Here is a 26,746-nt window from a genome sequence, read left to right as displayed (position 1 = left end):
CTGTAAAAAAGTTTCCGGTAACTATGTGTTTCAGTATAAAAAATGATGAATATAAAAAAAACTCGCCGTGATCTTCACGGCGTTTTGTTGCTAGACAAAACGCAAGGCATGACATCAAACGATGCGTTGCAAAAAGTAAAATGGTTATTTAATGCTAAAAAGGCAGGGCATACGGGAGCTCTTGATCCACTAGCGACAGGGATGCTTCCTATCTGTTTTGGTGAAGCAACCAAATTTTCACAATATTTATTGGATTCAGATAAGCGTTATCGTGTGATCGCCAAACTAGGAGAACGAACCGATACATCTGATGCCGATGGTCAAATTATATGTACCAAACCTGTTAAAGTGACTGAATCACAAATCAACCAAGCTTTAACACATTTTCGCGGTGATATTTTACAAGTGCCAACTATGTTTTCGGCATTAAAATATCAAGGAAAACCGCTTTACCAATATGCTCGCCAAGGTATTGTGGTTGAACGTGAAGCTAGACCAATTACCGTTTACGAAAATCAATTTATCCAATTTGATACAATAAAAAACGAATTAACGTTAGAAATACACTGCTCAAAAGGCACCTACATCCGAACCATTATTGATGATTTAGGGGAATTATTGGGTTGCGGAGCACACGTTATTTATTTAAGGCGTTTACAAGTTACCAATTACCCGATTGAAAACATGGTTACGTTAGAACAGTTACAAAATATCGAACTTAAAGATGATCTACTAATGCCCGTTGACAGCCCATTGCAAGATCGCCCAAAAGTTACCCTTAGCGATACGCAAGGTAAAGACATATTATTAGGACGAACCATTGAACTTGAAAGCTCCACGCAAGTTGAAACCTTAGTGCGAATTTATCAAGGCAAGCAATTTATTGGCGCTGGTATAATGCAAAATAACAAATTATTGCCAAAGCGTTTAATATCAACATTCATCAAGTAGTCTTGCTTAGTTTAAAGCTAACCTCAAAAAACAAGCAAATAGTACAGCAGAAGTTGTGATTCTAAATTAGGTTCAGAAAATTCTTGCCTAAATTATTTTTTAATATAAAGACGATTTGGTACTCAGCTATTTTTAGCAAAGCGAATTTACTACTTTTTGCTGTACTATTTTAGAGGATAGTTACATTTACTTTTTTTAAATGAATAATATTTTCATTAAAAATCTCTATTCTTTTGCTTTGTTCAAGTTGGGCAGTCATTTGCCATCCTTCAACTTGAAAACGTGTATTTGTTTTCATACATTTTTAATGTTTTAATCGACATATTAGGAAATACTTTTGTTGCCGCAGAATTTGCTGCAATATTTATTTCTTTTAGTTTAGAAAATATGCCTTGTTTAACCACAATTTTACGGTTACTTCATTCTATTTTGTGAATATCATTATTTTCATTATAATATGTGGAACTATGTAATAGTTGAAAAAATTAGAATATGCGAATTTTTGTTACAATTTTACTCACAATTGAATGCCTTATTATTTTTTCTCGACTTGGTCAAGATAGTAATCTTATACTTAGTGATCAAAAAATAACAACGTTTATAATTATCGTTTTATTTATTTTTAATTCTCTTGTCGGTGTATCTTACTTACTAATCAAATCCAACAAAAAGGAAGGTGACTATATAACAATTACAATGTTATTTGCGATTATCTTTTTTATCCCAATAAATAACTCAATCATAGAAAATAAAACGCAAAATTATTTAGTGGCAAAAAAAAAATCTTAAAGAGAAACTACTTGGCGATACTTTAAAACCATTCTATCAAGATACTGGGACATCAGATGAAAAACGGATTCAAAATTTAAGAGAGAATTTCGCTGAAGGCTATGCAACAACCGATAAAAAATTTTATTATTACAACCCCAACTATGGCAAACCAATTTGCCATAAATTTAAACACTCTTTTGTTACCAACGACCAAATGTACATTATTTTAACCTGCCAAAATCCAGATAACAGCATACTAAGTTATGCGCTGGCTACCAAAAAAGGTAATTCTTCATTTATTAATCCTTGGTTTGGCGGAGGGTTAGATGACTATGAAGAATATTTTGTTCCAGAATATCCTTATGTTAATTTACTCAATGATAATGATTATAGCATTATCTATACTGATCCTGTTGATGGAACCAGATATGGTAAATATTATGATCAACTATATGTTATGCCTATTCTAGATAGGAACAATAGTGAACTAAAATCCCATATTAGTGATAGTATTATTAAATTTCAAAAACAACATACATCCCAATTCCCCTATGATAAAGTAATTAAATTGGCTTACTATTTACTTTCCTCAAATCAATGTCAAGCAATAGAAAATGTTAGCTTATTTGGTAATGATAGGTTAATCATGAAATGTAATCAAAAATCTTTTACCGTCAATTATAAAAAACTTTATCAACCAGCCCCCGCTCCATCTTTAGTGATTCCATTAGAAGTATTTGGTGAAAATCAAACGAATGATCAGCAAGACTGTTTAATTTGTGCCTGTTCAAAAACAGGTCAAGCAAATTTGGTAGAAGACCCTGATTTTGATGCATCAGAACTAAGAGAAAGTATTGCTGAACGATGTGAAAATGATAACAAGTGGTCTTATAATCAGTGCGTCGGTATTTATTATGAGAGTTTATTAAAAACCGATTTTGGTAATTACTTAAGAGTATCTATCGTCCATGTAAAAGAGGATACAAAAGTAGCTGAATGTATTGTGGAAATGTCAGAAAAGAAGTTTATAGCAATACAAAAACAAACTGGACTGAAAACGGATGGCACGAGTCGCTTGTAGCACTTACTTTCCGCCTCTAGTTCTTTTAGACGTTTAATATCTGAGCTTTCCATACCACCGTATTTTTCCGGTCATTTATAGAAAGTTGAATTACCCATGCCATATTTACGGCACAGATCTTTAACGGGAATATCAGCTTCAGCTTCTTTTAAAATAGCGACGATTTGATGTTCAGTCATTTTTTTCATAATTAAATCCCCTTTTCTTTTATCATAGAGAATTTTCTACTTTTTTGCTGTACTATTTTAGGGGATAGTTACAAAAGAAATTCGATCATTGTTAGAATCTTCTTATAGCGAGAAAGAACTACAAAAGATTATATTAGATGACATTGATTGTAATTATTTTTATCCAAATGAATGGTCATCTTGTCGAAATTGGTTGTTAAATATGTTTTTAAAATTAAAAAATTCATGATACCAATTTAGATGCGAAAACGACGTATCAAGGAGAGTATGAACGCAAAAAATCAGGGTTAACCGTGGCGGTGATATCATGAGAAGCGAAAGACAAGAGTAAAAACAAAATGGAAAAATGTATTTTGGGATAGTATAAGTATTAGTAAAATATTGATTCAACATTGATAATTTTATTATGCTTAATAGACCTTGTTGTGTCTTTAATAATATCACATAGTAAAGTTGCTGATTTTTGCCCCATTTTAAATAATGGTTTATTAATTCTACATAAATTATCTAATTCATTATATTTAAGTTCTTTAGAAGCGCTAAAATACGAGATAGTGAGCGGTTTAGTTAGTTTGGATTTACTTTCATTGGCTTGATGTAACGCCCCTAAAACCATGCTATCAGGTGATTGATGGTGTAGGTCTTTGTAATAAATTTCATCTAAATAAGATAAGCTAAAATTGTCGGCGCAAATTACGGCTGATGGTGTTTTTCTGCCATTTATTAATTTTTTAATAGCTGATTTAGCATGCTGATAGGTAAAACATCCTTGAATAATATATCGAGGTTCAACAGTAATATTTGCGCGTAACAAAGCTTGCTTATAACCTTTTAACAAAAGTGCGGAATCCATTGATTGATCATTATTAAGTAAAATAGCAACTTGGGTATGAGAATTGTCAGTTAAATATTTTGTCATTTGATATCCGATCAATAAATGATCAAAGTGAACACAGATAAAATCAAGCGAAAAGTGATTAACTAAAACAATGGGTGGTAATGTATTTTTATAAGAAATTAGTGTTTTTAAATACGGGGCGTCATTGATAATAATAATTCCGTCAAATGCATTTTGGGCTACATAACGAATAATATGATGGATATCGCTTTTATTGTTATAAGGAAACTGTAAATAAAACAGTTGATACTGCTCTTTTTTTAAAAATTGCTCTAAACCAAGGTTGATTAAACTTTTTGAAAAAAGTTGATTATCAATAATTAATATCTTTTTACTGTTGTGTATTGGTTGAAAGGATTTAAAATTTTTTGATGTATCCATGTTTAATTCCTCAATAGCTCGATAAACGCGTAGTTGAGTTTGAGGGGATGTTAAATGTGGTTTTTTTAATACTCTTGAAACCGAAGCAACTGAAATATTAGCTTTTGTAGCAATATCCGATAGAGTGATTTTTGTCATATTAACGAATAAATTTTGATTAAAGTGGCTTATTACTTTACGGATATTAAGCTAATTTGTAAGGGATCAGATTTTGTTTTGTCGATCTGTGTTCCAAAATTGAAAAATATCTTTTTCCGCTATCTTTGACAATATAGTGATATAATTACCGTTAAATTTTTTATTTGGGTTTATAAATATGTCTGCATGGAATATTGCTATTGTGGGGGCGACAGGGCAAGTGGGTTCTGCGCTAGTTGAATTATTACAACAACGTAGTTTACAAGACAATAGTCTAAAAATTGAAAATCTCTATTTGGTCGGTAGTGACAATAGTGCTGGTGAAGTTGTTCGTTTTGCTGGTAAAAATTTAACTGTTACCGATAGTGCACAAATGGATTGGAGTCAGTGCCATTTTGCCTTTTTTGTTGCTGGTTATGAAACAAGTGAAAAATATGCACAAATTACGGCAGAATCAGGTTGTGTAGTGATTGATGCAAGTGGCTATTTTGCTCAGCAGGATCATATTCCATTAGTAGTACCTAAAGTTAATAACAGTGTATTAACTGAATACCGTAATGAAAACATTATAGCTGTAGCTAGTGCCACAGTGTGCCAATTATTGCGTTGTGTTGCATCTTTAACTGATATTGAGTTATTAACCAATTTACATGTCACCAGTTTTATTCCAGCCTCATTGTATGGTAAGCCAGGAGTGGATGAGCTGGCTGGGCAGAGCGCTCGCTTATTAAATGGCATGCCAGTTGATAATCAGTTATTTGACAAGCAATTAGCATTTAACTTATTACCTGTATCGCACGAACATGATGATTCAATATTAGGTGAAAAGTCACAAGTTAATCAAATTCGTAAAATATTAAGTAATTATGAACTTCCTGTCTCTATTGAGTCAGTGATTGTGCCTGTGTTTTATGGGGTGTCACAAGCTATTAATGTATCAAGTAGCTTACCGATTGAGTTAGATATGGCACGTTTTAGCGAGTTTGGGGTTGAAGTGCAAAGCGATAATCTGCCAACTCCAGTGACCGAAGTTAGTATAGAGTCTGAAGGTCAGCTAACTATTAAATTGGCTAATTTGAGACACAGTTACGGCCATTATGAACAAATTCAATTTTGGTCAGTTGCTGATAATATTCGTTATTTAGGTGCATTAATGTTAATTGAGACACTTGAGATCCTCATTAATGACTATATATAAAATTGCCCTTGGTATTGAATATGATGGTAGTAATTACTTTGGCTGGCAACGACAGCAGTATGTTGATTCTATTCAAGAAAGACTAGAATCCGCACTATCGACAATTGCTAATTCACCAATAAACGTCTTTTGTGCTGGTCGCACAGATGCTGGTGTACACGCAACTGGTCAAGTTATTCATTTTGAAACCCAAGCTATGCGATCAGCTAGTGCTTGGACAATGGGAGTGAATTCTCATTTACCTGATAATATTGCGGTGCGTTGGTCGCAAGTAGTTGATGATGGTTTTCATGCGCGGTTTAGTGCGACTGCTCGGCGTTATCGTTATGTGATTTATAATCATCGTTATCGGACAGCAATTTTAGCTAAAGGAGTATCGCATTATTATTTACCTTTGGATGAAACCTTAATGCATCAAGCTGCACAGTATTTATTAGGTGAGAATGATTTTTCATCCTTTAGAGCTGCGCAGTGCCAATCAAGAACACCTTGGCGTAATATTCATCATATCGAAGTTTGGCGACAAGGTGAATTTATTATTGTTGATATTAAAGCTAACGCGTTTGTTCACCATATGGTACGTAACATTGTGGGCAGTTTACTTGAAGTTGGTGCGGGTAATCGACATCCAGAATGGATTAGTGAACTTTTACAGGCTAAAGACAGAACGAAAGCTGCTGCAACAGCAAAACCTGAAGGATTATATTTAGTTCAGGTGGATTATCCATCAGAATATCAAATACCAACCCAAGCATTAGGCCCATTATTTTTAAAATAAGTTGGATAATAAGTGAACAATAAAAAGTTAATTAAATTAAAAAGATAAATGTAATGAAGACTGATCGAACAAGCACAAATAAAGATTCTAGAAATCAAGAAGCGAAAAAATCAAACTTGCATAATATCAAGCTTCCACCACACTCAATTGAAGCTGAACAAGCAGTACTTGGTAGCTTGATGCTTGATAATCAACGTTGGGATGCTGTATCTGAAATGATCACTGATCGCGATTTTTATTCGCGTCATCATCAACTAATTTTTTCTGAAATGCATACATTGGTCAGTAAAGGTACACCAATTGATTTAATTACCCTTTCTGAAAGCCTTGAAAGTAAAGATGTTTTAGCTGATGTTGGTGGTTTTGCTTATTTGGCTGAACTTTCAAAAAACACACCAAGTGCGATTAATGTTGTTGCTTATAGTGATATTATTCGCCAACAAGCGGTTTTACGTGAATTAATTAGTGCATCAAATGATATTGCTGATAACTGTTATGCAACAGAAGGGCGAGATAGTACCGAAATTTTAGATTTGGCGGAAAGCAAAATATTTCAAATCGCTGAAAGCCGAACTAAACAAGGTGAAGGTCCAAAAAGTATTACCGAAGTGCTAGAAGCAACGGTAGCTAAAATCGAAGAGTTGTTTCAACGTCCACATGATGGTGTGACAGGGGTTTCAACAGGTTATATCGATTTAGATAAAAAAACGGCTGGTTTGCAACGTTCCGATTTAATTATCATTGCGGCAAGGCCATCAATGGGTAAAACCACTTTTGCTATGAATTTGTGCGAAAATGCTGCGTTAGAACAAGAAAAACCAGTATTAATATTCAGCTTAGAAATGCCTTCAGAACAAATCATGATGCGTATGCTAGCTTCGCTTTCACGTGTTGACCAAACGAAAATTCGAACAGGACAACTGCAAGACGATGATTGGGCAAGAATCTCAAGCACAATGGGACTATTGCTCGAAAAGAAAAACATCTATATCGATGACTCATCAGGTTTAACGCCAATGGAATTACGCTCAAGAGCAAGACGTATTTATCGGGAACATAAAGGCTTAAGTATGATAATGGTTGATTACTTACAGCTTATGCGTGTACCGAATATTTCTGAAAATCGGACTTTAGAAATTGCCGAAATATCGCGTTCACTAAAAGCCTTGGCTAAAGAATTACAAGTTCCTGTTGTTGCACTATCTCAGCTTAATCGTAGTTTGGAGCAACGAGCCGATAAAAGACCAGTTAACTCTGATTTACGTGAATCAGGCTCTATCGAACAAGATGCTGATGTGATTATGTTTATCTATCGTGATGAGGTTTATAACGAAGCCTCAGAACATAAAGGCATTGCTGAAATTATTCTAGGAAAACAGCGAAACGGACCAATTGGTAAAGTTCGATTAAAATTCCAAGGTCAGTTTTCACGTTTTGATAATTATGCAGATAATAGTAAATATTTGGATGATGAATAACAATTAAATTAATAATAACAGCGTAAAATGGCTTAAAAATATCATTACGCTGTTTTTTTATAGCTGTAAAAAAGTATTTCTAAAAACGGCTTCTTTGCAATAGTTACAAGAATAATTTTAGTGGCGTAATTTTTTGCTAGTAATAAACTGATAAACCTGAGCAAATAAAAATATGGTTGCTTGCAAAATAACAATACAAGCACTGGTTGATGCATCTGCATAATAACTTATCAAGGTGCCCGCCACCGTTGAAAATGTAGAAACTAACACAGCAATTACTAACATCCATTCAAAACGTTTAGTTAACGAAAAAGCAGTTATACCTGGAGCTATCAGCATAGCAATAACTAAAATCATCCCCGCTATTTTTAACGAACCTACAATGGTTAAAGCTAACACACTTAATAAACCATAATGTAATAGTTTAACTGGTAGTCCAACAACTTTAGCTTGTACAGGATCAAAGCAGTAAAGCATAAGATCACGGCGTTTTATAATAACTAAGATTGATACAATTGTAGCAATAAATATGATCTTTTTAAGCTCGTCATAACTAGTGCCAAGTACACTACCAAATAGGATATGATTTAAATGCTGTGAAGTATCTACTTTTGAAAATAATACTAAACCAAAAGCAAACATACCCGAAAATACAATCCCCATTACGGTATCTTCTTTCAATCGGCTGTTTTCTTTGATGTAACCTGTTGCAACCGAGCAAAATAGGCCTGAAGCAAAAGCACCAATTATAATGGGAATACCTGCTAAATAGGCAAGCACAATTCCAGGTAAAACCGCATGCGAAATTGCATCCCCCATTAATGACCAGCCTTTTAAAACTAAAAAGCAAGAAAGCAAAGCACAAACTATACCAGTTGCTAGTGCAGCTAAAATTGCTCGCTGAATAAGAGGAAGGGTCAGAGGATAGTAGATAAATTCCCAAAACTCGGTCATACCTTTCTCCCTTTATTTAAACGGCTTTTACGGATCTGAAGATGATTGGCAATAAGTCCTTGCTTTGGTGCAAATAAAAATGCGGCAATAAAAATCAGCGTTTGTAGCGTTACAATAACGCCACCAGTTTCGCCATTTAAAAAGTAGCTAATCCAAGCACCAACAGCACTAGTTACAGTGCCAATAAGAACCGAGATAATCAATAGCCGAGAAAATCGATTAGTCAGTAAGTAAGCGGTTGCCCCAGGGGTAACAACCATAGCTATTACTAAAATAGCCCCAACTGTTTGTAATGCTGCAACGGTACATGCGCTTAAAATAGTAAAAAATAGGATTTTTAGTTTTAATGGTTTTAATCCAATCGATCTGGCATGAGTTTCATCAAAAAAGACAACTAACAAATCCTTCCAAAAAAAGAAAAGTAGTATAAATGATACCAAAATAATGATTTGCACTTGCCACATATCGCTATCATCAATTCCAAGAATATTACCAAATATAATAGTTTGTGCGTTAACAGATGTTGGATTGAGCGAAATAATTAACAAACCGACAGCAAAAAAGGTTGAAAAAATAAAACCGATAGTGGCGTCTTCTTTTAAGCGTGTAAAGGCACGAACCAACGTAATTGCAAGTGCCGCTAGTAACCCAGTAAAAAATGCTCCAATTGAATAAGGTAGTCCAAGTGCATACGCACCAGCAACACCAGGTACAACAGAGTGCGATAGCGCATCGCCCATTAGTGACCAACCTTTTAACATTAAAAAAGCCGATAAAAAAGCACAAGCAGCGCCAACAATACTACTTACCCAAATCGCTTTAAGCATAAAATCGTAGGTAAATGGTTCAAGTAAAAGTTCCATTTATTGTTACCCCTTGGGTTTATTATCGTAATGGTCAATCAATAAATCTCGATGGGGGGAATCATGCTTACCTTCGCCATAAAAAATAGCAGCACGCTCATCGTCAGTTAATATGGATACTTTACGAGGATCTTCGTCATCATGCAGTTTCTCGCCTGATAAACTAAGGTAACGTAGTGCACCACCAAAGGTGGTCATTAAATTTTGCGGTGTAAAAGTTGTTTTAGTTGGACCAAAGGCCAGTACAGTTTGATTAATTAATACCACTTGATCACAAAATTCAGGAACACTACCTAAGTTATGGGTTGAAACTAAAATTAAATGGCCTTCTTCTCGCAGATCTTTCAATAAATCAATAATGGCATTTTCGGTTTTAACATCAACTCCAGTAAAGGGCTCATCTAGCAACAACACTTTACCTTGTTGAGCTAATGCTCGAGCTAAAAATACTCGTTTTTTTTGCCCACCAGAAAGTTCGCCAATTTGACGATGCTTAAAATCAAGCATGTTCACACGTTCAAGAGCAATATCAACTTGTTTTTTATCTTCTTTGCTTGGAATACGTAAAAAAGACATATGCCCGTATCGCCCCATCATTACTACATCCGACACCAGAACTGGAAAATCCCAATCGACTTCTTCGGTTTGTGGCACATAGGCAATGATATTTTGCTTTAAAGCTTGCTTTACTGAGAAATCATTAAAAGTTACACGCCCACGGGTTGGATGAACCATTCCCATAATGCTTTTAAATAACGTTGACTTGCCACTACCATTAATACCAACTAAAGCACAAATAGTACCACCGTTTAAGCTAAAGCTAGCATCATAAATTGCAGTATGGCCATTATTATAAGTCACCGTGATATCATCAACTTTCAAGCAAATTTGAGTCATTATTTTTCAAATCCTTTAGCAATAGTTTCAACGGTCACTTTTAACAAATCAATATAAGTTGGAACAGGACCATTTTTAGTTGAAAGCGAATCGACATACAAAACGCCACCATATTTAATATCGGTTTCTTTGCTCACTTGTTTAGCGGGTTTATCTGAAATAGTACTCTCACTAAAAATGACAGGAATATCATTTGCTCTCACTAAATCAATTAATTGCCTAACTTGCTGAGGTGTGCCTTGTTGTTCAGCGTTTATTGGCCATAGGTAAGCTTCTTTCAAATTATAGTCACGAGCTAGATAACTAAAAGCTCCTTCGCTGGTCACAAACCAACGTTTTGACTCAGGGATTTTGGCCAATCGTTCACGTAATGGTGCATCAAGTGCTTTAATTTTAGCAATATAATCAGCAGCATTTCTATTATAAATAGCCGTATTTTTAGGATCATATTTAACAAATGCCGCGCGAATATTTTCAATATAAATTAAGGCTAGTGTTGGCGACATCCAAGCATGTGGATTAGGGTTACCTTTATAGCTTCCTTCTCGGATTGGCATTGGCTCAATACCTTCAGTCACAACAACGGATGGGACATCTTTTACATCTTCAAAAAAGCGTTCAAACCAAAGCTCTAAATTAAGACCATTCCATAACACTAAATCTGCTGAAAGCACTTTGGTAATATCTTGCGGGGTGGGGTCGTATTCATGAATTTCTGCGCCGACCTTGGTAATTGACTCTACTATAGCAGCATCACCAGCTACATTTTGTGCAATATCTTGAATAACCGTAAAGGTAGTAACGACTTTAAATTTCTTTTCTGACGCTTGTGCAGATTCGTGCATACCTGTCAAAATAATTAACGAAGTTAAAATAACCTTTAATAATATTTTACGATTTTTCAAAAAATTGAACTTCATTAGCGACTCCTAGCGTTTAACTCATAAACAAATATCTTTCAATTTAATTACTTGTAGTAGTAACACTTCATTGCCAATTATTTATAGCAATAAATTTAAATGTTAATGAGAATTATTATCATTTAAAAAGGTAAAAGTCAATTTTTTTTAAAGTTCACGATCTCAATTAACTTTAGACATAGCTATGTTATTAATTCATTGTATATAAAACCAAAATAATTAGTAGCTAATTCCGTCTATTTAAATAATAGTTAAAGTAGAAAAGATTATTTATTAAATCATACTAATCTAGCTTTATACTATAAAAAACACTTGTTGTTTTACCTTATTTTTTAATAAAGCGAGGCTTAATATGAAACTGCGAAAAGTGATGATTATCGGCGTGGGTAATGTGGGATCAACAACGGCTTATACATTGGTTAACCGAGGTATTTGCGAAGAAATTGCACTTGTTGATCTTAATAAAGAATTAGCCTATGGGCATGCACAAGATTTACTAGATGCGGCGGCCTATCGGCAAAATATGGTTAAAGTCAGTTTACGCGAATCGACCAATTGCGCCGATATTGATATTGCGATTATCACTGTAACTTCAGGCATCGCTCAAAAAAGCCGTGCAGAAGAGCTTGCAGGAACCTCTAAAATTATTGCCAACATAGTACCTGATATGATGAACAATGGTTTTAAAGGCATATTTTTAATTGCCACCAACCCTTGCGATGCCATTACATATCAAGTCTGGAAACTATCTGGCTTACCTCGTCACCGAGTGATTGGTACAGGAGTATGGCTTGATACGGTACGTTTGCGTCGATTATTGGGCGAAAAAATGGATATTGGTCCACAAAGCATTGATGCCTTTATTGTTGGTGAGCATGGTGATTCACAATTCCCCGTTTGGTCGCATTCTTCGGTTTATGGAATTAATCTTAATGATTTAGAAAAAAACAAAATCGATTTTGAACAAATTGGCACCCAAGCTCGAAAAATGGGTTTTGAAATTGCTAACCGTAAGCACTGTACTGAATATGGAATAGCTAGCACCATAACCGAAATTTGCCAACATATATTCACTAATAGTCATCGAGCATTAGCGCTTAGTTGTATTTTAGACGGAGAGTATGGCTATAAAAATGTTGCAATTGGTGTTCCTGCAATTTTAGATCAACATGGTATTAAAAAAGTGATCAAGCTCGATTTTAATGAAAATGAAAGACAACTCTTTGAAAAAAGTATCAATATTGTGAAAGGATATATTGATCATATCAAATTACCGTAGTACAAGTTATTTTTGATATTGCTTGAATAGCGCGCTAGCAAAGCGTTATCTATTTGTGGCGTCATTGCATACACAATACGCCACGAACAAGGTTTTTATAACGATCATGGAAGAAAAAGAAATAGTTTTGAAATATACTGCTAATCTTCTAAGATGATTTTAAGTTGGTTTTCAAGTTGATTATAGTTAGCATCACTTAAAAAATGGTAATGAGTATTCTTAAGTAGACCATTCTGTAGCTAAAGTATGAAATTTTTATGCAGGTGTCTACAATTCTCTACAATCACTTATTTTAACTAACAATAAAAACTTTAATAAAATCAATAGTCTACAGAAGCAATTTTAAAGTAAAAAACGCAACATAACACTTCAAGTTTAATATGCTCATTTTATTCTAATATTTGAATGAGCAGTTAACCAATAACGTTAGCCTACTAAATAAGAATATTTGGCAGACTATATTTGTCAAAAAAAGCTTTAATTAAAAAGTTAACTAGGTTTTGAGTAAAAGCCTAGTTAAAAATTTTTATAGCAATCGCTTAATAATTCTATCTACTTTTATTCGGCTAATCCGTTTTATTAATTTATGAACATGGCTCGGATAAAATTGGCTCGCTTGGATTTGTTGAAAATGCGTGATCAATGTTGTTTTTTGACGGATAGTGTCTAATTCTTGATTGAACTTATCACTTAATTCTTGTTTTGGGTCGTGTACTAATATGCCATTTTCAAGGTCAAGCCGCCACGCGCGTGGATTTAGGTTGTTGCCTGTTATAAGTACCCAATTATCATCTACCCAGATACCTTTAAGATGATAGGTTTGCCCTCCATCCTTCCACAGGCGTATGATGAGTTGCTCTTTGTCAATAAAAGATTGTAGGCGCTCAATAAAGCTTCTTAAATTGATTTCGTATAAGTAGGGTAATCCACCTGATATGTTAAAAGGTTGGTCTGGTGGAATATAAAAATCGTTGGCTTCTTTATCACCAATAATCAGTTCAACTTGACGACCTTTACGAAGTAAGCGAATGATATCGCGCACTAAAATGCCTGGCAAATTAAAGTAAGGTGTGCAAAAGGTGATTTTTCGTTCGGTTATGTTGATTAGGTGATGGATGATTTTATTTAATGTGTTATTGCGACCAAGCCCCATTATTGGTGCAACTGATAATGTTTGGTTGTCGGTATTGGCATTATATTGGTAATTGGCATCCATTAAATGTTGGCGTAACACCTTTATTTCAGATTTGATTTGTTTTCTGGTTTTATGAGTGCCAATATTAAGTAGTTGCAACGCTTGATATGGTAAAAAGTGGTCGTGAATAAACTGCACCATGCTGTCTGCTAATAGTGGGTTAGTAATAAAGTGATAACGGTCGTAACGATATTTATCACGTTTGTGTAAGTAGACATTATTAATGCTAGCACCACTGTAAATGACAGTGTTATCAATAATAAAACCTTTTAGATGCAGCACGCCTAATACTTCACGGCGATTAACTGGTACACCATATATGGGAATGTCAATATCAGGATGTTGCTGTTTTAGTTGGTAATAATAATTAGCATTGGTATGGGCTTTGTCCTCACCAATTCTTCCACGCTGAGCACGGTGCCAATCAACAAATATTTTAATATCTAAATTAGGACGTTGCTCTTTGATTTGGTACAGTTCGTTAAGAATTTCTTGTCCTGCTTCATCTTGCTCTAGATAGAGTGCAACTATATAGATTCGGTATTGGGCTTTTTTGATATTTTCAATTAAAGCCAGTCGATATGCTTTGGGGTTATAGCAGATATGATATTGCTCGGCATCTTGCTGAATTTTATCTAATTCGTCAAGGTGTTTTTGGTGATTGTATTTTATAAATGGTATTCGCATGATTTATTTGTTATTATAACTGTCAAGTTACACTAGAAACTTGTTTCCAAATGTAATATAAGTTAAGCCAGTAAAAATAACACTCCTTTTAATTTGTATGCATTGTAGCTGAGTTGCTTTAAGTCGAGTAATGTCTTTAGCAACTTTTTATGCTCTTATGCTTCCTACTGGGTGATAATAAATTGTTTATGATTGTTCATCAACCCATGTTTGAATTATTTTATAAGTTAAAGCTAGTACGACTGGACCAATAAATAATCCCATTATACCAAAGCCAAGTAAACCTCCAATAACACCAAATAATATAAGTAAAAACGGTAAGTTGGCACCTTTTTTTATTAGATAAGCTCGCATTACGCTATCTAAGGTGGTTAAAATAATTGCCACAACAATTAATACAATACCAGCAATGGTGTTACCTGCCCAAAATTGCCAGAAGATGCATCCCAGCATTACAACCACGGGACCAATTTGTGCAACACAGCAAATAAATAATATTAGTGTTAGTACTCCCGGTAAAGGCATGTCCGTTATTATAAAACTTAACCCACCAATCAAGGCTAAGGTGATGGCGGTAACCACAACACCAAGTGCTACTGCCCGAATGGATTGCCCCGCTAAAGTGACGGTAACTTTGCCATACTGTTTTGATAATCGGTTAGCTAGTAGATATACGTATTTGGTGATACTTTCGCCTTTTAAAAAGAGTAATAGACTAAAAATAATCATCACACCCGCATGAAAGATGAATATACCAATATTGGTGGCTTGCTCAAGTAGCCAACCTATCATAGTACCAATATAAGGTTGTATGCTTGAAACTAAGTCAGAACCATCAGTCTGTATTAAGTTTAACCATTTTTGATGTAGTTCAGGACCAAAGGCTGGTACGCTTTCAAGCCAATCAAGTGTTGGTAGTTTTTGATGAGAAAGTGTTTTGGCCCATTCAATAAGATGGTGACCATTTTGTGCTACCGAGCTAATAATCAATATGAAAGGTATAATGCAAACAAAGGCCAATATTAGTGCCATTACCAGTAGTGATAGCCAGCGTTTGTTAAACAGTTTTTGTTGGATTTTTATCATCAATGGCCAAGTGGCAATCACCACCATAACAGCCCAGAAGAATCCAAATAAAAAAACTTCAACAACACGATAGGTAATAATGATTAGTAAACCAATAATTAACAGGTTTAAAATCAACTTGAGTAAATCGGTAGTGTTTTTTTCTGCTGGCATTTTTACACCATATTTATTAATCTAGTTAGTGTTATTATACGCATTATCGCTGAAAATTAATATGATGGTGTTTATGATTAATTAGTTAATGGAGATTAAAAATGAAAAAATTATTGTTATTAACATTATTAGGTGTAGCATTAACAGCATGTGCAAATTCACCAAAAAAGCAACCTGTTGTACAAAATGTCAATGATATAGCACCATTCCCAGCTGCTCAAGTCGGCTTTACGCGTTATGCTATCCATTTACCAACTATCGTAGATGAAAGTAATACGAAAGTTGAGGTGATCATTGGTAAAGAAATGAATGTTGATTGTAATTTGCAAAATATAGGTGGTGTTGTTAAACAAGAAGAACTCAAAGGTTGGGGATACTCTTATTACGTAGTTGAAAAGTCTATTGGTAACATTTCAACATTAATGGCTTGCCCTGAAGGTACTAATAAAAATCAATTTGTGACAATCAATCATAATTTAGGTTTGTTTAGCTATAACAGCCAATTGCCATTAGTTTTTTATGTCCCGAACGATTTGCAAGTTAAATATCGTGTTTGGCAGCCAAATGCTAAAACTATGCAAGCAAGTGCTGAATAATTTTATTATCTAATTGTTAATTGGTTGTTCCTTATTCCCTGAGTGGTTAAAATACAACCACTCAATCTTTAAACTTTCAATATTTGATTTTTTAAGTGGACATCTTAAAAAAAAAAGGTATTTTATCCCTCGTAATGCAAGGTTAGCTCTACTAGTTCATTTGTTTTATTAATGACTTGTGATTGCCTGATTACCTCGGTTTCGCTAGACGGTTGTTATTTTGATAATTTTGGTTATTGTTAACAATGTCGATAGTAAAATTTGGGGGTCCGTTGTGTCTTTGCAATGGGCTTGTGTCTAACATGTAATATCCCTACAACTAGAGGAGAAGTGGTGAGCATGTTTACTCAACGTAAAACAATTCTTTCAATCGTGGCTGGTGTTTCACTAGCGTTATCTCAATCTGCTATAGCTAAAGATCGTGTCGTACATTTTTACAATTGGGCAGGACAAATTGGTTCTAATACGATTTCGGATTTTGAAAAATCGACTGGTATTAAACTGGTTTATGATGTTTATGATTCTAACGAAGCTCTTGAAGGTAAATTAATGGCAGGTCATTCTGGCTTTGATGTGGTTTCGCCTTCAGATAGCTTTTTAGCTAGACAAATTAAATCTGATATCTATCTTCCATTAGATAAAAGTAAATTGCCTAATTGGAAAAACTTAGATCCTAATCTAATGAAATTAATGGCAACACATGATCCTGATAATAAATATGCTATCCCTTATGTGTGGATGACAACAGGTATTGGTTATAACATTGATAAAGTTAAAGAGCGTCTAGGTGATAATGCACCAGTGGATAGCTGGGATTTAGTGTTTAAACCAGAAAATATGGAAAAACTAAAAGATTGTGGTGTGGCATTTTTAGATGCGCCTACCGAAATTTTTGCTAGTGCTCTTCAATATTTAGGTAAAGATCCAAATAGTACAGATGCCAAGGATTATACTGGTGCTGCCTATGAGTTGTTAGAAAAAGTTCGTCCAAATATTCGTTACTTTCACTCTTCACAATATATTACCGATCTAGCTAATGGTGATATTTGTGTGATTTTGGGTTGGTCTGGCGATATTTTACAATCACGAGATAGAGCTAACGAAGCAAATAATGGTGTGCATGTTGGTTATCAAATACCAAAAGAAGGCGCTTTAGTCTTTTTTGATACCTTTGCTATTCCAAAAGATTCAGCAAACCCGGATGAAGCTCATGAGTTTTTAAACTTTGTTATGAAACCAGAAATTGCAGCGCAAGTTACTAACGATGTTAACTTTGCTAGCGCTAATCAGGTTGCTAATGAAAATTTTGTAAAACCAGAAGTGAAAAATGATCCAGCAGTTTATCCAAAACCAGAAGTGATGAAAAAACTATTCACTTTAAAAGTTAAAGATCCAAAACTTGAGCGTGTAATTACCCGTACGTGGACTAAGCTCAAAACTGGTAAATAAGCGATATTTTGTATATCGAGTCTTAACTAATAATCCAAGACGGAGAGGCTATGAGTCTTTCCGTCTCGTTTTTTTTGGCTTGTTGTTATGAGGAAAAAAGAGTGAACGATAAAACAACAAATCAGGTACAGCCTAAAAAAAAGATGATAACTCCTTTATTGGAGATCAAAAATTTAACAAAAGTTTTTAATGATGATTATTATGCCGTTGATGATGTAAATTTGACTATATATAAAGGTGAAATCTTTGCATTATTAGGCGCATCTGGAAGTGGTAAATCAACATTATTGCGTATGCTAGCTGGTTTTGAGCAACCGACTTCGGGGCAAATCATTTTAGATGGAAAAGATTTATCACAGGTTCCGCCTTATAATCGTCCTATTAATATGATGTTCCAATCGTATGCTTTATTTCCTCACATGACGGTTGAACAAAATATTGCCTTTGGCTTAAAACAAGATAAATTAAGCAATAGCGAAATTAAACATCGCGTTGAAGAGATGTTAGCACTTGTACATATGGAGCAATTTGGTAAACGTAAACCACACCAATTATCAGGTGGTCAGCGCCAACGTGTAGCTTTAGCAAGAAGCTTAGCCAAACGACCAAAATTATTGTTACTTGATGAGCCAATGGGTGCACTTGATAAACAACTTCGAGATCGAATGCAACTTGAAGTGGTGAGCATTTTAGAACAAGTGGGTGCAACTTGCGTTATGGTTACCCATGATCAAGAAGAAGCTATGACTATGGCTGGTCGTATTGCTATTATGAATAAAGGTCAATTTGTGCAAATTGGTGAGCCAGAAGAAATTTATGAACATCCAAATAGCCGTTATAGCGCTGAGTTTATCGGTTCGGTTAATATCTTTGACGGTATCTTGCAAGATACGTTAGAAGATGGTTTGATTTTGAGTTGTCCTACTATTAAACATCCATTTAAAGTGGATTATGATTCTCCAGCGGTGGAAGGTGTGCCGATTAAAGTTGCTCTGCGCCCAGAAAAAATTCAATTATGTGAACAATTACCTGAAGATGGCTATAACTGTGCTACAGGTGAAGTTGTTGAAATCGCTTATCTTGGGGATTTATCGATTTATCATGTCAAATTGCCAAGTGGGCAAATTATTATTGCACAATTGCAAAATGAGCATCGTTATCGTAAAGGAATGCCAACTTGGGGTGATATAGTTAACTTAAGCTGGGAAGTTGACAGTTGTGTTGTGCTTACTGAATAAACAAAAGAGGATATCATAATGCGATCCATTGTATTGGGATTGTTGTTAAATGCATTTGTGTTGCTCAATGTTTATTGGCGTTTTGTAACAACAGGTGCATTTGACAATTTATTTTTAGATGCGCTATTTACCGCAATGACATTGAGCTTTTTATTGTCATGCTTTGGTTGTTTTTTAGCGCATTATAGGCCGTCTAAATTTGCTTATCGGCTTATTATTGCTGGCAGTATTTTATTTATTCCAGCAGGGTTAGTTGTAATTTTTTATACATATAAAAAATTGCGTCAACAACGAGATGATTCGGATTTAATGACTCTTTATGGACGGTTAACCGTAATTGCGATCCCTTATTTATGGATGCTATTACTGTTTTTGTTACCATTTTTAATTGTATTTAGGATCAGTTTTTCTGAAATTGCTTTAGCTGTACCACCTTATACTGATTTGTTAAGTTATGACGATGGTTTACTTAATATTACGTTAAATTTTGGCAATTATTTAAATCTAATTAGCGATACGATTTATATTGATTCGTATTTGCAATCACTTAAGATTGCTGCGATTTCAACCGTGCTTTGTATTTTAATTGGTTATCCATTGGCTTGGGCTATTTCTCAATGCAAACAGTCAACCCGTAATATTTTATTGTTGTTAATCATTTTACCTTCATGGACATCGTTTTTAATTCGTGTTTATGCGTGGATTGGCATTTTGAATCCTAATGGTTTATTAAATCATTTTTTAATGTGGTTAGGGGTTATTGATCAGCCTTTGATTATTATGAAAACCTACTTTGCTGTATATATTGGTATTGTCTATTCTTATTTACCATTTGTGGTATTGCCAATTTATACGTCGTTAAGTAAGGTCGATTCAACGTTAATCGAAGCAGCATTAGACTTAGGTTGTAAACCGATAAAAACATTTTTTAAGATCATTGTACCTTTAACCAAAAATGGGGTGATTGCTGGGGGGATGTTAGTGTTTATTCCTGCTGTAGGTGAGTACGTGATCCCCGAATTATTAGGCCCTTCCGAAGGAATTATGATTGGTACACAGCTTTGGACTGAGTTCTTTAATAATCATGACTGGCCAGCTGCCTCGGCTGTAGCTAGTGTGATGTTGATGATATTGATTGTACCTATTTATTATTTCAATAAATTTCAAAATCGACAAATGGGAGGTAAATAGATGAACGATTTGCCCGTTATTATGCGATCGGCTTTGATTGTTTTTATCTCGTCATTGCTCGGTGCGATTTTATTGAGTGTTTTGATTTCATCATCGGGATTATCGCTTTTGGGTGAATGGAGCTTTTATTATAGCTGTTTTGTTTTTAGTTTCATTATTACCGTTTTAGTTACCATTGCATTGCTATTCCGGTGTTTGAAAGGACTTATCTTTTTGGTGGTATTTTCGTTTTTATATATCCCAATGATTATTTTGATTGTTTATTCGTTTAATAGTTCGCGTTTGGTGACAGTTTGGGCTGATTTTTCGGTCAAATGGTATTTTGAGTTAATTAATAACGAAACATTACTTAAAGCTGTTGGGCTAAGTTTGTCTATTGCTGCAGGTGCTGCAACTTTTGCTGTTGTGCTTGGTACATTAGCGGCTTATGCTATCATTCGTTTTAGAGGATTCCGAGGCTCTAATTTATTTTCGTTTATGACTACAGCACCGCTAGTTATGCCAGATGTTATTACTGGTTTGGCTTTGCTGTTGTTATTTGTGGGAATGGGACAGGTACTTGGTTGGCCAAAAGACCGTGGCGCTATAACTATTTGGATGGCTCATGCTACATTTTGTACAGCTTATGTGACTGTGGTAATTAGTGCTAGGTTGCGTGAATTAGATAAGTCAATTGAAGAAGCTGCATTAGATCTTGGTGCAAATCCTTTAAAGGTATTTTTTATCATTACATTACCAATGATCGCACCAGCATTAGTGTCAGGTTGGCTTTTAGCATTTACATTGTCACTTGATGATGTGGTTATTGCTAACTTTGTGACTGGACCAGGTGCTATGACGTTACCTAAATTGATATTTTCAAAAGTACGTTTAGGGGTTGATCCTCAGGTTAATGCTTTAGCAACAATTATATTGCTAATTGTTGGTATTATTGGCTTTATTTCGTGGCTATGGATGCGTAAAGCCGAACGGCGTCGCATAAGTGAAACTCGTAGGCATTAATTAAACTCTGCTCTTTCTATTATTGCCGCTGTTTGCGGCAATATTTCGTTTTAAAACTCCGTGTCTTTTTTATCATTTTGTATTATAGTGTGATTCGTCAATTTTTTGGCAAAATTCTCAGGGCGGGGTGTAAGTCCCCACCGGTGGTATAGCCCACGAGCGCTTAATTTATTTTGTTAACTGTGGTAGTTGTTTTATTGCTCAGTTAGATTTTGATAGATTAAGGACAAGCAGATTTGGTGAAATTCCAAAGCCGACAGTAAAAGTCTGGATAAAAGAGAGTTGCTTATCTTTCCAATATTTGCTGAAAGGCAAAGTCATGCTGGTCAAGCACTGCCCTGATTCTGGTATTTTATTTATACTTAATTGATTAGATAGCAAATAGCCATTTGATTTTAATTAGATAAATAATGAAATAAATGAGTTAATAAAAATATAGGTATTTACCATGAATCAGTTTAATTTAAATGAATTTGGAACGCCCATTGAACGTGTTAAAAAAGCAATTGCTTCTATTAAAGCCGGTCAAGGTGTACTAGTTTTAGATGATGAAGATCGCGAAAATGAAGGTGATATTATTTGGGCTGCCGAGTCCATTACCATTGAACAAATGGCTCTAACCATTCGTTACGGCAGTGGTATTGTTTGTTTATGTTTGCCTAAAAAATACTGTGATGAGTTAAATTTGCCTATGATGGTAGAAAATAATACTAGTAAAAATAATACAGCGTTTACCATTTCAATTGAAGCGGCTAATGGAGTTACAACAGGTGTATCAGCTGCTGATCGCGTTACGACTATTAAGGCTGCTGTGAATGATAACGCCAAACCAAGTGATCTTAATCATCCAGGACATGTGTTCCCTTTAGTTGCTAAAGAGGGGGGCGTATTAGTTCGCCGAGGTCATACTGAAGCATCTATTGATTTAGTAACATTAGCGGGTTTAAAGCCTGCTGCAGTACTATGCGAGTTAACCAACGACAATGGTACTATGGCAAGAGCGCCTGAGGTTGTTAAATTTGCTAAACAGTATCATATGCCTGTTGTGACTATTGAAGATATTGTTGAATATCGTAATCATTTGCCATTGAAGTGAAGATCCTAACTTAAAAATGTTAATTGCTTATCAACAGTATTATACAAGGTAGGGGAAGAGCTTTTGTTTGTGATTTAAATCATCTTCCGCCGAAGTAAAGTATCGGCGGATAGGGTGGAAATTAGCCAAGTACTTTTAATGCACAAGCTTTGGTTATTTTGACTCCATTTTCTAATGCTGAAGTGTCAAACTTCATTTCAGGATGATGTAATCCTGGTGTTAGATCAGCTCCTAATCCCCAAAAACCAGCTTTGACATTACGTTCACAAGGATAATTGAAAAAGTCTTCTCCACCCGGGGTGAAAATAGGCTCTTTTAGCCCCTCGTTGCCAAGTACATCCACAATGGCTTCGGCAATAATTTTTGTAACATCATTATCAATTTCCGCAGCTGGAATTTCTTTAGTGACATTGATATCCGCTTTCGCACCGATAGATTCAATACTGAGTTTTATCGCATTTAACGTTTTGGCTTTTAGTTCATCCATAGCTGGGTTAGTTGGCGCTCTTAGATCCCAGCATACATATGCTTCAGATGGAATAGCATTGGTGACTCCAGCATCACAAATGCAACGTGTTGCTTTAACGCTATAGGTTAAGCTTGGTGCAAGGTGAATGGTGTTAACTGCTTGAATGGCCAGCGTTGCTGCATCAAGGGCATTAACGCCTAAATGAGGTCGAGCACCATGTGCTGGGATACCATGAATATTTACTTCAACCGTGGTAGATGCTGAATAGTACATTGCCGCTGATGCAAAGCCTTTGGGGCATTCATCTTTAGGGCGCAAATGTAAACCGATAATCATATCAACATCGTCAATTGCTCCTCCTTCAATCATAGCTAAAGCACCTGTTCCAAGTTCTTCGGCAGGTTGGAAGATGAGTTTCAATCGACCTTTTTTGATGTTGCCTTCTTTTATTAACTCTTGTGCCGAGGTTAATAATATTGATGAATGGCCATCATGACCGCAGGTATGTCTTGCACAAGGTTCGCCGTCAATGATATGCCCTAGAGCATCCATATCTGCCCGTAAAGCGAGTACAGGGCCTGGTTTACCACTATCGTATTGCGCAACAATTCCTGTTGTGTTATTGATGTTGCGAGTTACTTCATAGCCTGCTTGTTCAAGTTGCAGTGCAATATATGCCGATGTTTTGTGTTCTTCAAATCCCAATTCTGGAATTTGATGTAAATACTGATAATGTTCTAATACGTTAGACATGCTTATCTCCTTTATTAAACAAAAAATCGCATAATAATCATTGAAACTAATGCATTGAAAATACTAGTTAACATGAGTAGTGGCCAGTATTTTTTGGGTACATCGGCAACACCTAATAATCGTCCCATATACTGTAATTGTGAGCCCATTAAGAAAATAGCAGGGGCTAATATGGTTATTGCTGTTGGATTGATTGTTCCTGCGGTAAATAAGTTAACTGCAACGCCTGTACCTGCTGATGCCGATAGCCATGCAGTTAGTAATACGGTAATTGCTTCGCCAGGTAGACCAAAAATCTCCATTACTGGAGCACAATAAGTTCCTATTAATTGCATTATACCTAAACGTTTTAGTATTTCGGTAATTACAAATGCCATTAAAATATTGGGCATTAAATTATTAATAGCAATGTTGAATCCTTTGCGGGCACCAATTACAAAAATATCTAAAGGGTTATTAGTTTGTTTTTGCAAATTACTCATTGATAAAATCCTTTTTATAAATTGTATTTAATACTAAGCGAACCATTATTGCGCCTACAAATTTAAGCACTAACATGACGACAAGAGGAATAAAAATAGCTACAGTCATTGAGGCAAATAATGCCGAACCAATCGAGAAGTAGTTATTAATTAAACCCGCACCAGAATATTGCCAAGCACTAATAATTATAAGGTCTTTTTTAGTAATTTGCTTTTCGTCATATAACTCTTTAGTTAATACAGCACCAGCATCAGTGCTTTGTAGATCGGTAATTAATGCAAGTCCTGTTTTACCTGGTACACCTAAAATTGGTTTTAACAATGGTGTTAATAATTTGTGTGCAGCACGAATGGTACCGTAATGGGTAAATATTTCTAACACGCCTAGCGCTAACATAACCGTAGGTATAAGTGATAAGGCGAAAATAAATCCAGCTCTAGCACTGTTACCTCCTTCCCCCACAAAAGTGTTTTTATCAGGATGTAGCATAGTGCCAAATTTACCGCTTAAGCTAGTAAAATCAAATGCTCCTAACCATTCTTTACCTTCTACATTAAAAAATAAGCCTGAAAAAAATAAGATTGCTACTACTAGCGATACATAGGCTTTTATACCGACTTTAAATTCATTGTCTGTCTTTTTTGACATGCTACTTTCCTTTTTCCTAATGTTTAAAAAATAGATATTTATAAGTACAAATGTTTCTTGTACTGTTTAGTTAAAAATGCTCAAAAAGTGCTTTTTTAGCATTTTATAACGATTTGATGTCAAATTGAAAAAGATATAACTTTTTTTATTTTTTTCTAATAAATCACAAGTCTTTATTATATCTTGCATAATAAAGTACTATATAAAGGTGAATTGGTTAGCTTGTATAAACTTTCTAACATTGAGTTGTGTAATTTTGTCCTTGCCATTTATATATCTTCATTATAGAATTATCTACTTATTTGAAAAATAATAATAAAAATTGTAATGATGTTTCGTAAACGTTAGGCGTTTTGGTTTAATGAATAGAACCATATAACAATTGATATCTTTTGGCGGCAAATTCTATTTGCGAACCATCTTTTGTCTTGTCGTTGCTTTTAGACAATAGAGCATAATCAAGCATTATACTTAAACACATTGCAGCAGAAAATTGATTACGACATAAAATAAAGTAGCATAAAACGAGGTAGCTATATGTTTAGCATGAATAAAGAGTGGGCATTTGTGGTGCTAACCTGCTTTTTTGAAATATGTTGGATTTTAGGATTTAGCATCGCAACCGAGCTTTGGCAATGGATTATTATTGTTACGCTCATTATTATTGATTTTACGTTTTTAACCAATGCTTGTAAAACAATACCTACAGGTACGGTTTATGCCATATTTTCGGGTGTTGGTGCCGTCGGAGCAACGGTGATTGATATCTTACTTTTTAATAAAGAAATTAAGTTAATTCAACTTTTTTTTGTGGCGATAATTATTATTGGTGTTGTACAACTAAAACGTGCTGACGGTTGATATTATCATAAGGACAATTTAATCATGGGATGGCTGTTAATCTTAATTGCATCAGTTTTCGAAGTAATTGGTGCTATAGGCCTTAAATTATATGCTCAGCAAAAAAATCTGTTTAGACTGACTTTGTATTGGGGAGGTTTTTTTATCTCTTTCGTGCTTTTCTATTTTTCACTCCATTATCTTGAATTGAGTGTTGTGTATCCTGTTTGGGTCGGTCTTGGTACTTCGGGTGCGGTGTTAGCCAATATGCTGTTATTTAATGAACCTAAGAATTTTCCTCGTATATTTGGTCTCACCATTATTATCGTTGGTGTTGTAGGTTTACATGCTACTTTATGAGCAATTGTGTTTATATTTATAAAAAAAACCGGAGATTAACTCCGGTAACGTAAAGTGTAAAAAGATATGAATGAATAAAAAAGAAATTATACTAAATTAAATTTCATCAGCATGTTGTTTTAAGAAACTAGCAACGCCATTTGGATTTGCTTGCATGCCTTTTTTACCTTTTGTCCATTGAGCAGGGCAAACTTCACCATGTTCTTCATGGAATTGGAACGCATCTACAATACGAATCATTTCGTCAATGTTACGTCCAATTGGTAAGTCATTAATTGTTTCGTGGCGCACAATTCCTGATTTGTCGATAAAGAATGAAGCACGCAGTGCAACACCAGCTTCAGGATGTTCAATACCATAAGATTGCATAATCGAGTGTTTGATATCTGCAACAATTGGGAATTTAACTTCACCAATACCACCTTTATCTTGTGGAGTATTGCGCCATGCATTATGTACATATTCAGAGTCCATTGAAACACCAATTACTTCAACACCACGTTTTTTGAATTCTTCTAGACGGTGATCAAATGCAATGATTTCAGATGGGCAAACAAATGTGAAGTCCATTGGCCAGAAGAATACAACGGCATACTTACCATTGATGTGTTTTAATAAATTGAAATTGTCTACAATTTCACCAGTACCTAAAACAGCTGCTGATGTAAAATCTGGTGCTTTGCGAGTGACTAGTGTCATAGTGTTTCTCCTTAAAAATTAACTGC

At 34.9% G+C, this 26,746-nt stretch carries 25 protein-coding genes, 1 pseudogene and 1 riboswitch; of the genes and pseudogenes, 14 read left to right on the top strand and 12 right to left on the bottom strand.

Features of this window, described 5'->3' with window-relative positions; genetic code table 11:
• Positions 1 to 45 precede the first annotated feature (45 nt).
• Positions 46 to 951: a tRNA pseudouridine(55) synthase TruB gene (truB, locus tag A9G31_RS01750; protein ID WP_442902663.1), complete on the top strand. Its 906-nt coding sequence runs from the start codon at positions 46 to 48 to the stop codon at positions 949 to 951.
• A 985-nt stretch (positions 952 to 1,936) separates the two neighbouring features.
• The gene (locus tag A9G31_RS11545; RefSeq protein ID WP_065560167.1) at positions 1,937 to 2,803 is read left to right on the top strand and encodes a hypothetical protein; all 867 of its coding nucleotides are present in this window, start codon (positions 1,937 to 1,939) and stop codon (positions 2,801 to 2,803) included.
• Between the two features lie 71 nt (positions 2,804 to 2,874).
• Here A9G31_RS11545 and A9G31_RS12135 read toward each other — a convergent pair whose 3' ends face one another.
• Both A9G31_RS12135 and A9G31_RS01735 read right to left on the bottom strand, forming a co-directional pair.
• Positions 2,875 to 2,991 (bottom strand): transposase, encoded by a 117-nt coding sequence (locus A9G31_RS12135; RefSeq protein WP_141671343.1) that lies wholly within the window; start codon positions 2,989 to 2,991, stop codon positions 2,875 to 2,877.
• A gap of 370 nt (positions 2,992 to 3,361) precedes the next feature.
• Complete coding sequence (locus tag A9G31_RS01735; protein WP_065560166.1) at positions 3,362 to 4,408, bottom strand: LacI family DNA-binding transcriptional regulator; 1,047 nt, start codon at positions 4,406 to 4,408, stop codon at positions 3,362 to 3,364.
• A gap of 178 nt (positions 4,409 to 4,586) precedes the next feature.
• On the opposite strand from A9G31_RS01735, the gene A9G31_RS01730 reads away from it, so the two are divergent.
• Genes A9G31_RS01730 through dnaB form a run of 3 tightly spaced genes read left to right on the top strand, consistent with a single transcriptional unit; the run spans position 4,587 to position 7,862 of the window.
• Positions 4,587 to 5,606 (top strand): aspartate-semialdehyde dehydrogenase, encoded by a 1,020-nt coding sequence (locus tag A9G31_RS01730; protein WP_065560165.1) that lies wholly within the window; start codon positions 4,587 to 4,589, stop codon positions 5,604 to 5,606.
• Entirely contained in the window at positions 5,593 to 6,384 is a 792-nt protein-coding gene (gene truA / locus A9G31_RS01725) for a tRNA pseudouridine(38-40) synthase TruA (protein ID WP_065560164.1), read from the top strand. Before A9G31_RS01730 ends, truA begins: the two co-directional genes overlap by 14 nt.
• A gap of 53 nt (positions 6,385 to 6,437) precedes the next feature.
• Positions 6,438 to 7,862, top strand: coding sequence for a replicative DNA helicase (gene dnaB, locus A9G31_RS01720; protein ID WP_065560163.1), 1,425 nt, complete (start codon positions 6,438 to 6,440; stop codon positions 7,860 to 7,862).
• A gap of 117 nt (positions 7,863 to 7,979) precedes the next feature.
• Here dnaB and A9G31_RS01715 read toward each other — a convergent pair whose 3' ends face one another.
• The 4 genes from A9G31_RS01715 to A9G31_RS01700 are packed head-to-tail and all read right to left on the bottom strand — an operon-like array spanning position 7,980 to position 11,421.
• Positions 7,980 to 8,816 carry a metal ABC transporter permease gene (locus A9G31_RS01715; protein WP_065560162.1) on the bottom strand — a complete coding sequence of 279 codons (837 nt, stop codon included), beginning with the start codon at positions 8,814 to 8,816 and terminating at the stop codon, positions 7,980 to 7,982.
• Positions 8,813 to 9,679, bottom strand: coding sequence for a metal ABC transporter permease (locus A9G31_RS01710; RefSeq protein WP_065560161.1), 867 nt, complete (start codon positions 9,677 to 9,679; stop codon positions 8,813 to 8,815). Before A9G31_RS01710 ends, A9G31_RS01715 begins: the two co-directional genes overlap by 4 nt.
• Before the next feature lie 6 nt (positions 9,680 to 9,685).
• A complete protein-coding gene (locus tag A9G31_RS01705) occupies positions 9,686 to 10,576 on the bottom strand; it encodes a manganese/iron ABC transporter ATP-binding protein (protein WP_051634116.1) in 891 nt (296 codons plus the stop codon).
• Positions 10,576 to 11,421, bottom strand: a complete 846-nt coding sequence (locus A9G31_RS01700; RefSeq protein ID WP_065560190.1) for a metal ABC transporter substrate-binding protein — start codon at positions 11,419 to 11,421, stop codon at positions 10,576 to 10,578. Before A9G31_RS01700 ends, A9G31_RS01705 begins: the two co-directional genes overlap by 1 nt.
• A 427-nt stretch (positions 11,422 to 11,848) precedes the next feature.
• Here A9G31_RS01700 and A9G31_RS01695 point away from each other — a divergent pair, with 427 nt between their 5' ends.
• Positions 11,849 to 12,775 (top strand): L-lactate dehydrogenase, encoded by a 927-nt coding sequence (locus A9G31_RS01695; RefSeq protein ID WP_065560160.1) that lies wholly within the window; start codon positions 11,849 to 11,851, stop codon positions 12,773 to 12,775.
• A gap of 526 nt (positions 12,776 to 13,301) precedes the next feature.
• Here the strand turns inward: A9G31_RS01695 and pssA are convergent.
• On the bottom strand, positions 13,302 to 14,657 hold the full coding sequence (pssA, locus tag A9G31_RS01690) for a CDP-diacylglycerol--serine O-phosphatidyltransferase (RefSeq protein WP_065560159.1): 1,356 nt from the start codon (positions 14,655 to 14,657) through the stop codon (positions 13,302 to 13,304).
• Between the two features lie 186 nt (positions 14,658 to 14,843).
• A complete protein-coding gene (gene ydiK / locus A9G31_RS01685) occupies positions 14,844 to 15,896 on the bottom strand; it encodes an AI-2E family transporter YdiK (RefSeq protein ID WP_065560158.1) in 1,053 nt (350 codons plus the stop codon).
• A 101-nt stretch (positions 15,897 to 15,997) separates the two neighbouring features.
• On the opposite strand from ydiK, the gene eco reads away from it, so the two are divergent.
• The 6 genes and pseudogenes from eco to ribB all read left to right on the top strand — a co-directional run bounded on the left by eco (position 15,998) and on the right by ribB (position 22,468).
• Positions 15,998 to 16,492 carry a serine protease inhibitor ecotin gene (eco, locus tag A9G31_RS01680; protein WP_065560157.1) on the top strand — a complete coding sequence of 165 codons (495 nt, stop codon included), beginning with the start codon at positions 15,998 to 16,000 and terminating at the stop codon, positions 16,490 to 16,492.
• A 339-nt stretch (positions 16,493 to 16,831) separates the two neighbouring features.
• Complete coding sequence (locus A9G31_RS01675; RefSeq protein ID WP_065560156.1) at positions 16,832 to 17,941, top strand: extracellular solute-binding protein; 1,110 nt, start codon at positions 16,832 to 16,834, stop codon at positions 17,939 to 17,941.
• Between the two features lie 101 nt (positions 17,942 to 18,042).
• Positions 18,043 to 19,179: a putrescine ABC transporter ATP-binding subunit PotG gene (potG, locus tag A9G31_RS01670; protein ID WP_081298093.1), complete on the top strand. Its 1,137-nt coding sequence runs from the start codon at positions 18,043 to 18,045 to the stop codon at positions 19,177 to 19,179.
• A gap of 321 nt (positions 19,180 to 19,500) precedes the next feature.
• Positions 19,501 to 20,370: pseudogene (locus A9G31_RS01665) on the top strand (ABC transporter permease subunit); the annotation flags it as partial.
• Positions 20,371 to 20,613: 243 nt separating this feature from the next.
• Positions 20,614 to 21,372, top strand: a complete 759-nt coding sequence (locus A9G31_RS01660) for an ABC transporter permease subunit (RefSeq protein WP_141671346.1) — start codon at positions 20,614 to 20,616, stop codon at positions 21,370 to 21,372.
• Between the two features lie 109 nt (positions 21,373 to 21,481).
• Positions 21,482 to 21,659: riboswitch (FMN riboswitch) on the top strand.
• A gap of 161 nt (positions 21,660 to 21,820) precedes the next feature.
• Positions 21,821 to 22,468 carry a 3,4-dihydroxy-2-butanone-4-phosphate synthase gene (ribB, locus tag A9G31_RS01655; RefSeq protein ID WP_065560155.1) on the top strand — a complete coding sequence of 216 codons (648 nt, stop codon included), beginning with the start codon at positions 21,821 to 21,823 and terminating at the stop codon, positions 22,466 to 22,468.
• Positions 22,469 to 22,589: 121 nt separating this feature from the next.
• Here ribB and A9G31_RS01650 read toward each other — a convergent pair whose 3' ends face one another.
• The 3 genes from A9G31_RS01650 to A9G31_RS01640 are packed head-to-tail and all read right to left on the bottom strand — an operon-like array spanning position 22,590 to position 24,821.
• Positions 22,590 to 23,690: a M20 peptidase aminoacylase family protein gene (locus A9G31_RS01650; protein WP_065560154.1), complete on the bottom strand. Its 1,101-nt coding sequence runs from the start codon at positions 23,688 to 23,690 to the stop codon at positions 22,590 to 22,592.
• 14 nt (positions 23,691 to 23,704) lie between these two features.
• Positions 23,705 to 24,172, bottom strand: a complete 468-nt coding sequence (locus tag A9G31_RS01645) for a YjiG family protein (protein ID WP_065560153.1) — start codon at positions 24,170 to 24,172, stop codon at positions 23,705 to 23,707.
• Positions 24,165 to 24,821, bottom strand: a complete 657-nt coding sequence (locus tag A9G31_RS01640; protein WP_065560152.1) for a nucleoside recognition domain-containing protein — start codon at positions 24,819 to 24,821, stop codon at positions 24,165 to 24,167. Before A9G31_RS01640 ends, A9G31_RS01645 begins: the two co-directional genes overlap by 8 nt.
• 537 nt (positions 24,822 to 25,358) lie before the next feature.
• On the opposite strand from A9G31_RS01640, the gene A9G31_RS01635 reads away from it, so the two are divergent.
• Positions 25,359 to 25,682, top strand: coding sequence for a DMT family transporter (locus A9G31_RS01635; protein ID WP_218056337.1), 324 nt, complete (start codon positions 25,359 to 25,361; stop codon positions 25,680 to 25,682).
• A 24-nt stretch (positions 25,683 to 25,706) separates the two neighbouring features.
• On the top strand, positions 25,707 to 26,021 hold the full coding sequence (locus A9G31_RS01630; protein WP_065560151.1) for a DMT family transporter: 315 nt from the start codon (positions 25,707 to 25,709) through the stop codon (positions 26,019 to 26,021).
• 96 nt (positions 26,022 to 26,117) lie between these two features.
• Here the strand turns inward: A9G31_RS01630 and A9G31_RS01625 are convergent, their stop codons facing one another.
• Positions 26,118 to 26,720, bottom strand: a complete 603-nt coding sequence (locus A9G31_RS01625) for a peroxiredoxin C (protein WP_065560150.1) — start codon at positions 26,718 to 26,720, stop codon at positions 26,118 to 26,120.
• Positions 26,721 to 26,746: the final 26 nt, after the last annotated feature.

Source organism: Gilliamella sp. Gris1-4, assembly GCF_001690335.1.
Taxonomy (GTDB): domain Bacteria; phylum Pseudomonadota; class Gammaproteobacteria; order Enterobacterales; family Orbaceae; genus Gilliamella; species Gilliamella apicola_P.
The sequence above is the reverse complement of the archived record's forward strand: the minus strand, read 5'-3'. Positions and strand labels throughout refer to the sequence as shown.

Excerpts from the sequence above, each read along its gene's own strand:
- A9G31_RS01675 (WP_065560156.1), top strand. The coding sequence starts at position 16,832 with ATGTTTACTCAACGTAAAACAATTCTTTCAATCGTGGCTGGTGTTTCA.
- A9G31_RS01635 (WP_218056337.1), top strand. The coding sequence starts at position 25,359 with ATGTTTAGCATGAATAAAGAGTGGGCATTTGTGGTGCTAACCTGCTTT.
- A9G31_RS12135 (WP_141671343.1), bottom strand. The coding sequence starts at position 2,991 with ATGAAAAAAATGACTGAACATCAAATCGTCGCTATTTTAAAAGAAGCT.
- A9G31_RS01705 (WP_051634116.1), bottom strand. The coding sequence starts at position 10,576 with ATGACTCAAATTTGCTTGAAAGTTGATGATATCACGGTGACTTATAAT.
- eco (WP_065560157.1), top strand. The coding sequence starts at position 15,998 with ATGAAAAAATTATTGTTATTAACATTATTAGGTGTAGCATTAACAGCA.
- A9G31_RS01625 (WP_065560150.1), bottom strand. The coding sequence starts at position 26,720 with ATGACACTAGTCACTCGCAAAGCACCAGATTTTACATCAGCAGCTGTT.
- truB (WP_442902663.1), top strand. The coding sequence starts at position 46 with ATGAATATAAAAAAAACTCGCCGTGATCTTCACGGCGTTTTGTTGCTA.
- ydiK (WP_065560158.1), bottom strand. The coding sequence starts at position 15,896 with ATGCCAGCAGAAAAAAACACTACCGATTTACTCAAGTTGATTTTAAAC.
- A9G31_RS01710 (WP_065560161.1), bottom strand. The coding sequence starts at position 9,679 with ATGGAACTTTTACTTGAACCATTTACCTACGATTTTATGCTTAAAGCG.
- A9G31_RS01660 (WP_141671346.1), top strand. The coding sequence starts at position 20,614 with ATGATTATTTTGATTGTTTATTCGTTTAATAGTTCGCGTTTGGTGACA.
- A9G31_RS01730 (WP_065560165.1), top strand. The coding sequence starts at position 4,587 with ATGTCTGCATGGAATATTGCTATTGTGGGGGCGACAGGGCAAGTGGGT.
- A9G31_RS01630 (WP_065560151.1), top strand. The coding sequence starts at position 25,707 with ATGGGATGGCTGTTAATCTTAATTGCATCAGTTTTCGAAGTAATTGGT.
- A9G31_RS01715 (WP_065560162.1), bottom strand. The coding sequence starts at position 8,816 with ATGACCGAGTTTTGGGAATTTATCTACTATCCTCTGACCCTTCCTCTT.
- A9G31_RS11545 (WP_065560167.1), top strand. The coding sequence starts at position 1,937 with ATGTACATTATTTTAACCTGCCAAAATCCAGATAACAGCATACTAAGT.
- ribB (WP_065560155.1), top strand. The coding sequence starts at position 21,821 with ATGAATCAGTTTAATTTAAATGAATTTGGAACGCCCATTGAACGTGTT.
- truA (WP_065560164.1), top strand. The coding sequence starts at position 5,593 with ATGACTATATATAAAATTGCCCTTGGTATTGAATATGATGGTAGTAAT.
- A9G31_RS01645 (WP_065560153.1), bottom strand. The coding sequence starts at position 24,172 with ATGAGTAATTTGCAAAAACAAACTAATAACCCTTTAGATATTTTTGTA.
- A9G31_RS01650 (WP_065560154.1), bottom strand. The coding sequence starts at position 23,690 with ATGTCTAACGTATTAGAACATTATCAGTATTTACATCAAATTCCAGAA.
- A9G31_RS01700 (WP_065560190.1), bottom strand. The coding sequence starts at position 11,421 with ATGCACGAATCTGCACAAGCGTCAGAAAAGAAATTTAAAGTCGTTACT.
- pssA (WP_065560159.1), bottom strand. The coding sequence starts at position 14,657 with ATGCGAATACCATTTATAAAATACAATCACCAAAAACACCTTGACGAA.
- A9G31_RS01735 (WP_065560166.1), bottom strand. The coding sequence starts at position 4,408 with ATGACAAAAATCACTCTATCGGATATTGCTACAAAAGCTAATATTTCA.
- A9G31_RS01640 (WP_065560152.1), bottom strand. The coding sequence starts at position 24,821 with ATGTCAAAAAAGACAGACAATGAATTTAAAGTCGGTATAAAAGCCTAT.
- A9G31_RS01695 (WP_065560160.1), top strand. The coding sequence starts at position 11,849 with ATGAAACTGCGAAAAGTGATGATTATCGGCGTGGGTAATGTGGGATCA.
- dnaB (WP_065560163.1), top strand. The coding sequence starts at position 6,438 with ATGAAGACTGATCGAACAAGCACAAATAAAGATTCTAGAAATCAAGAA.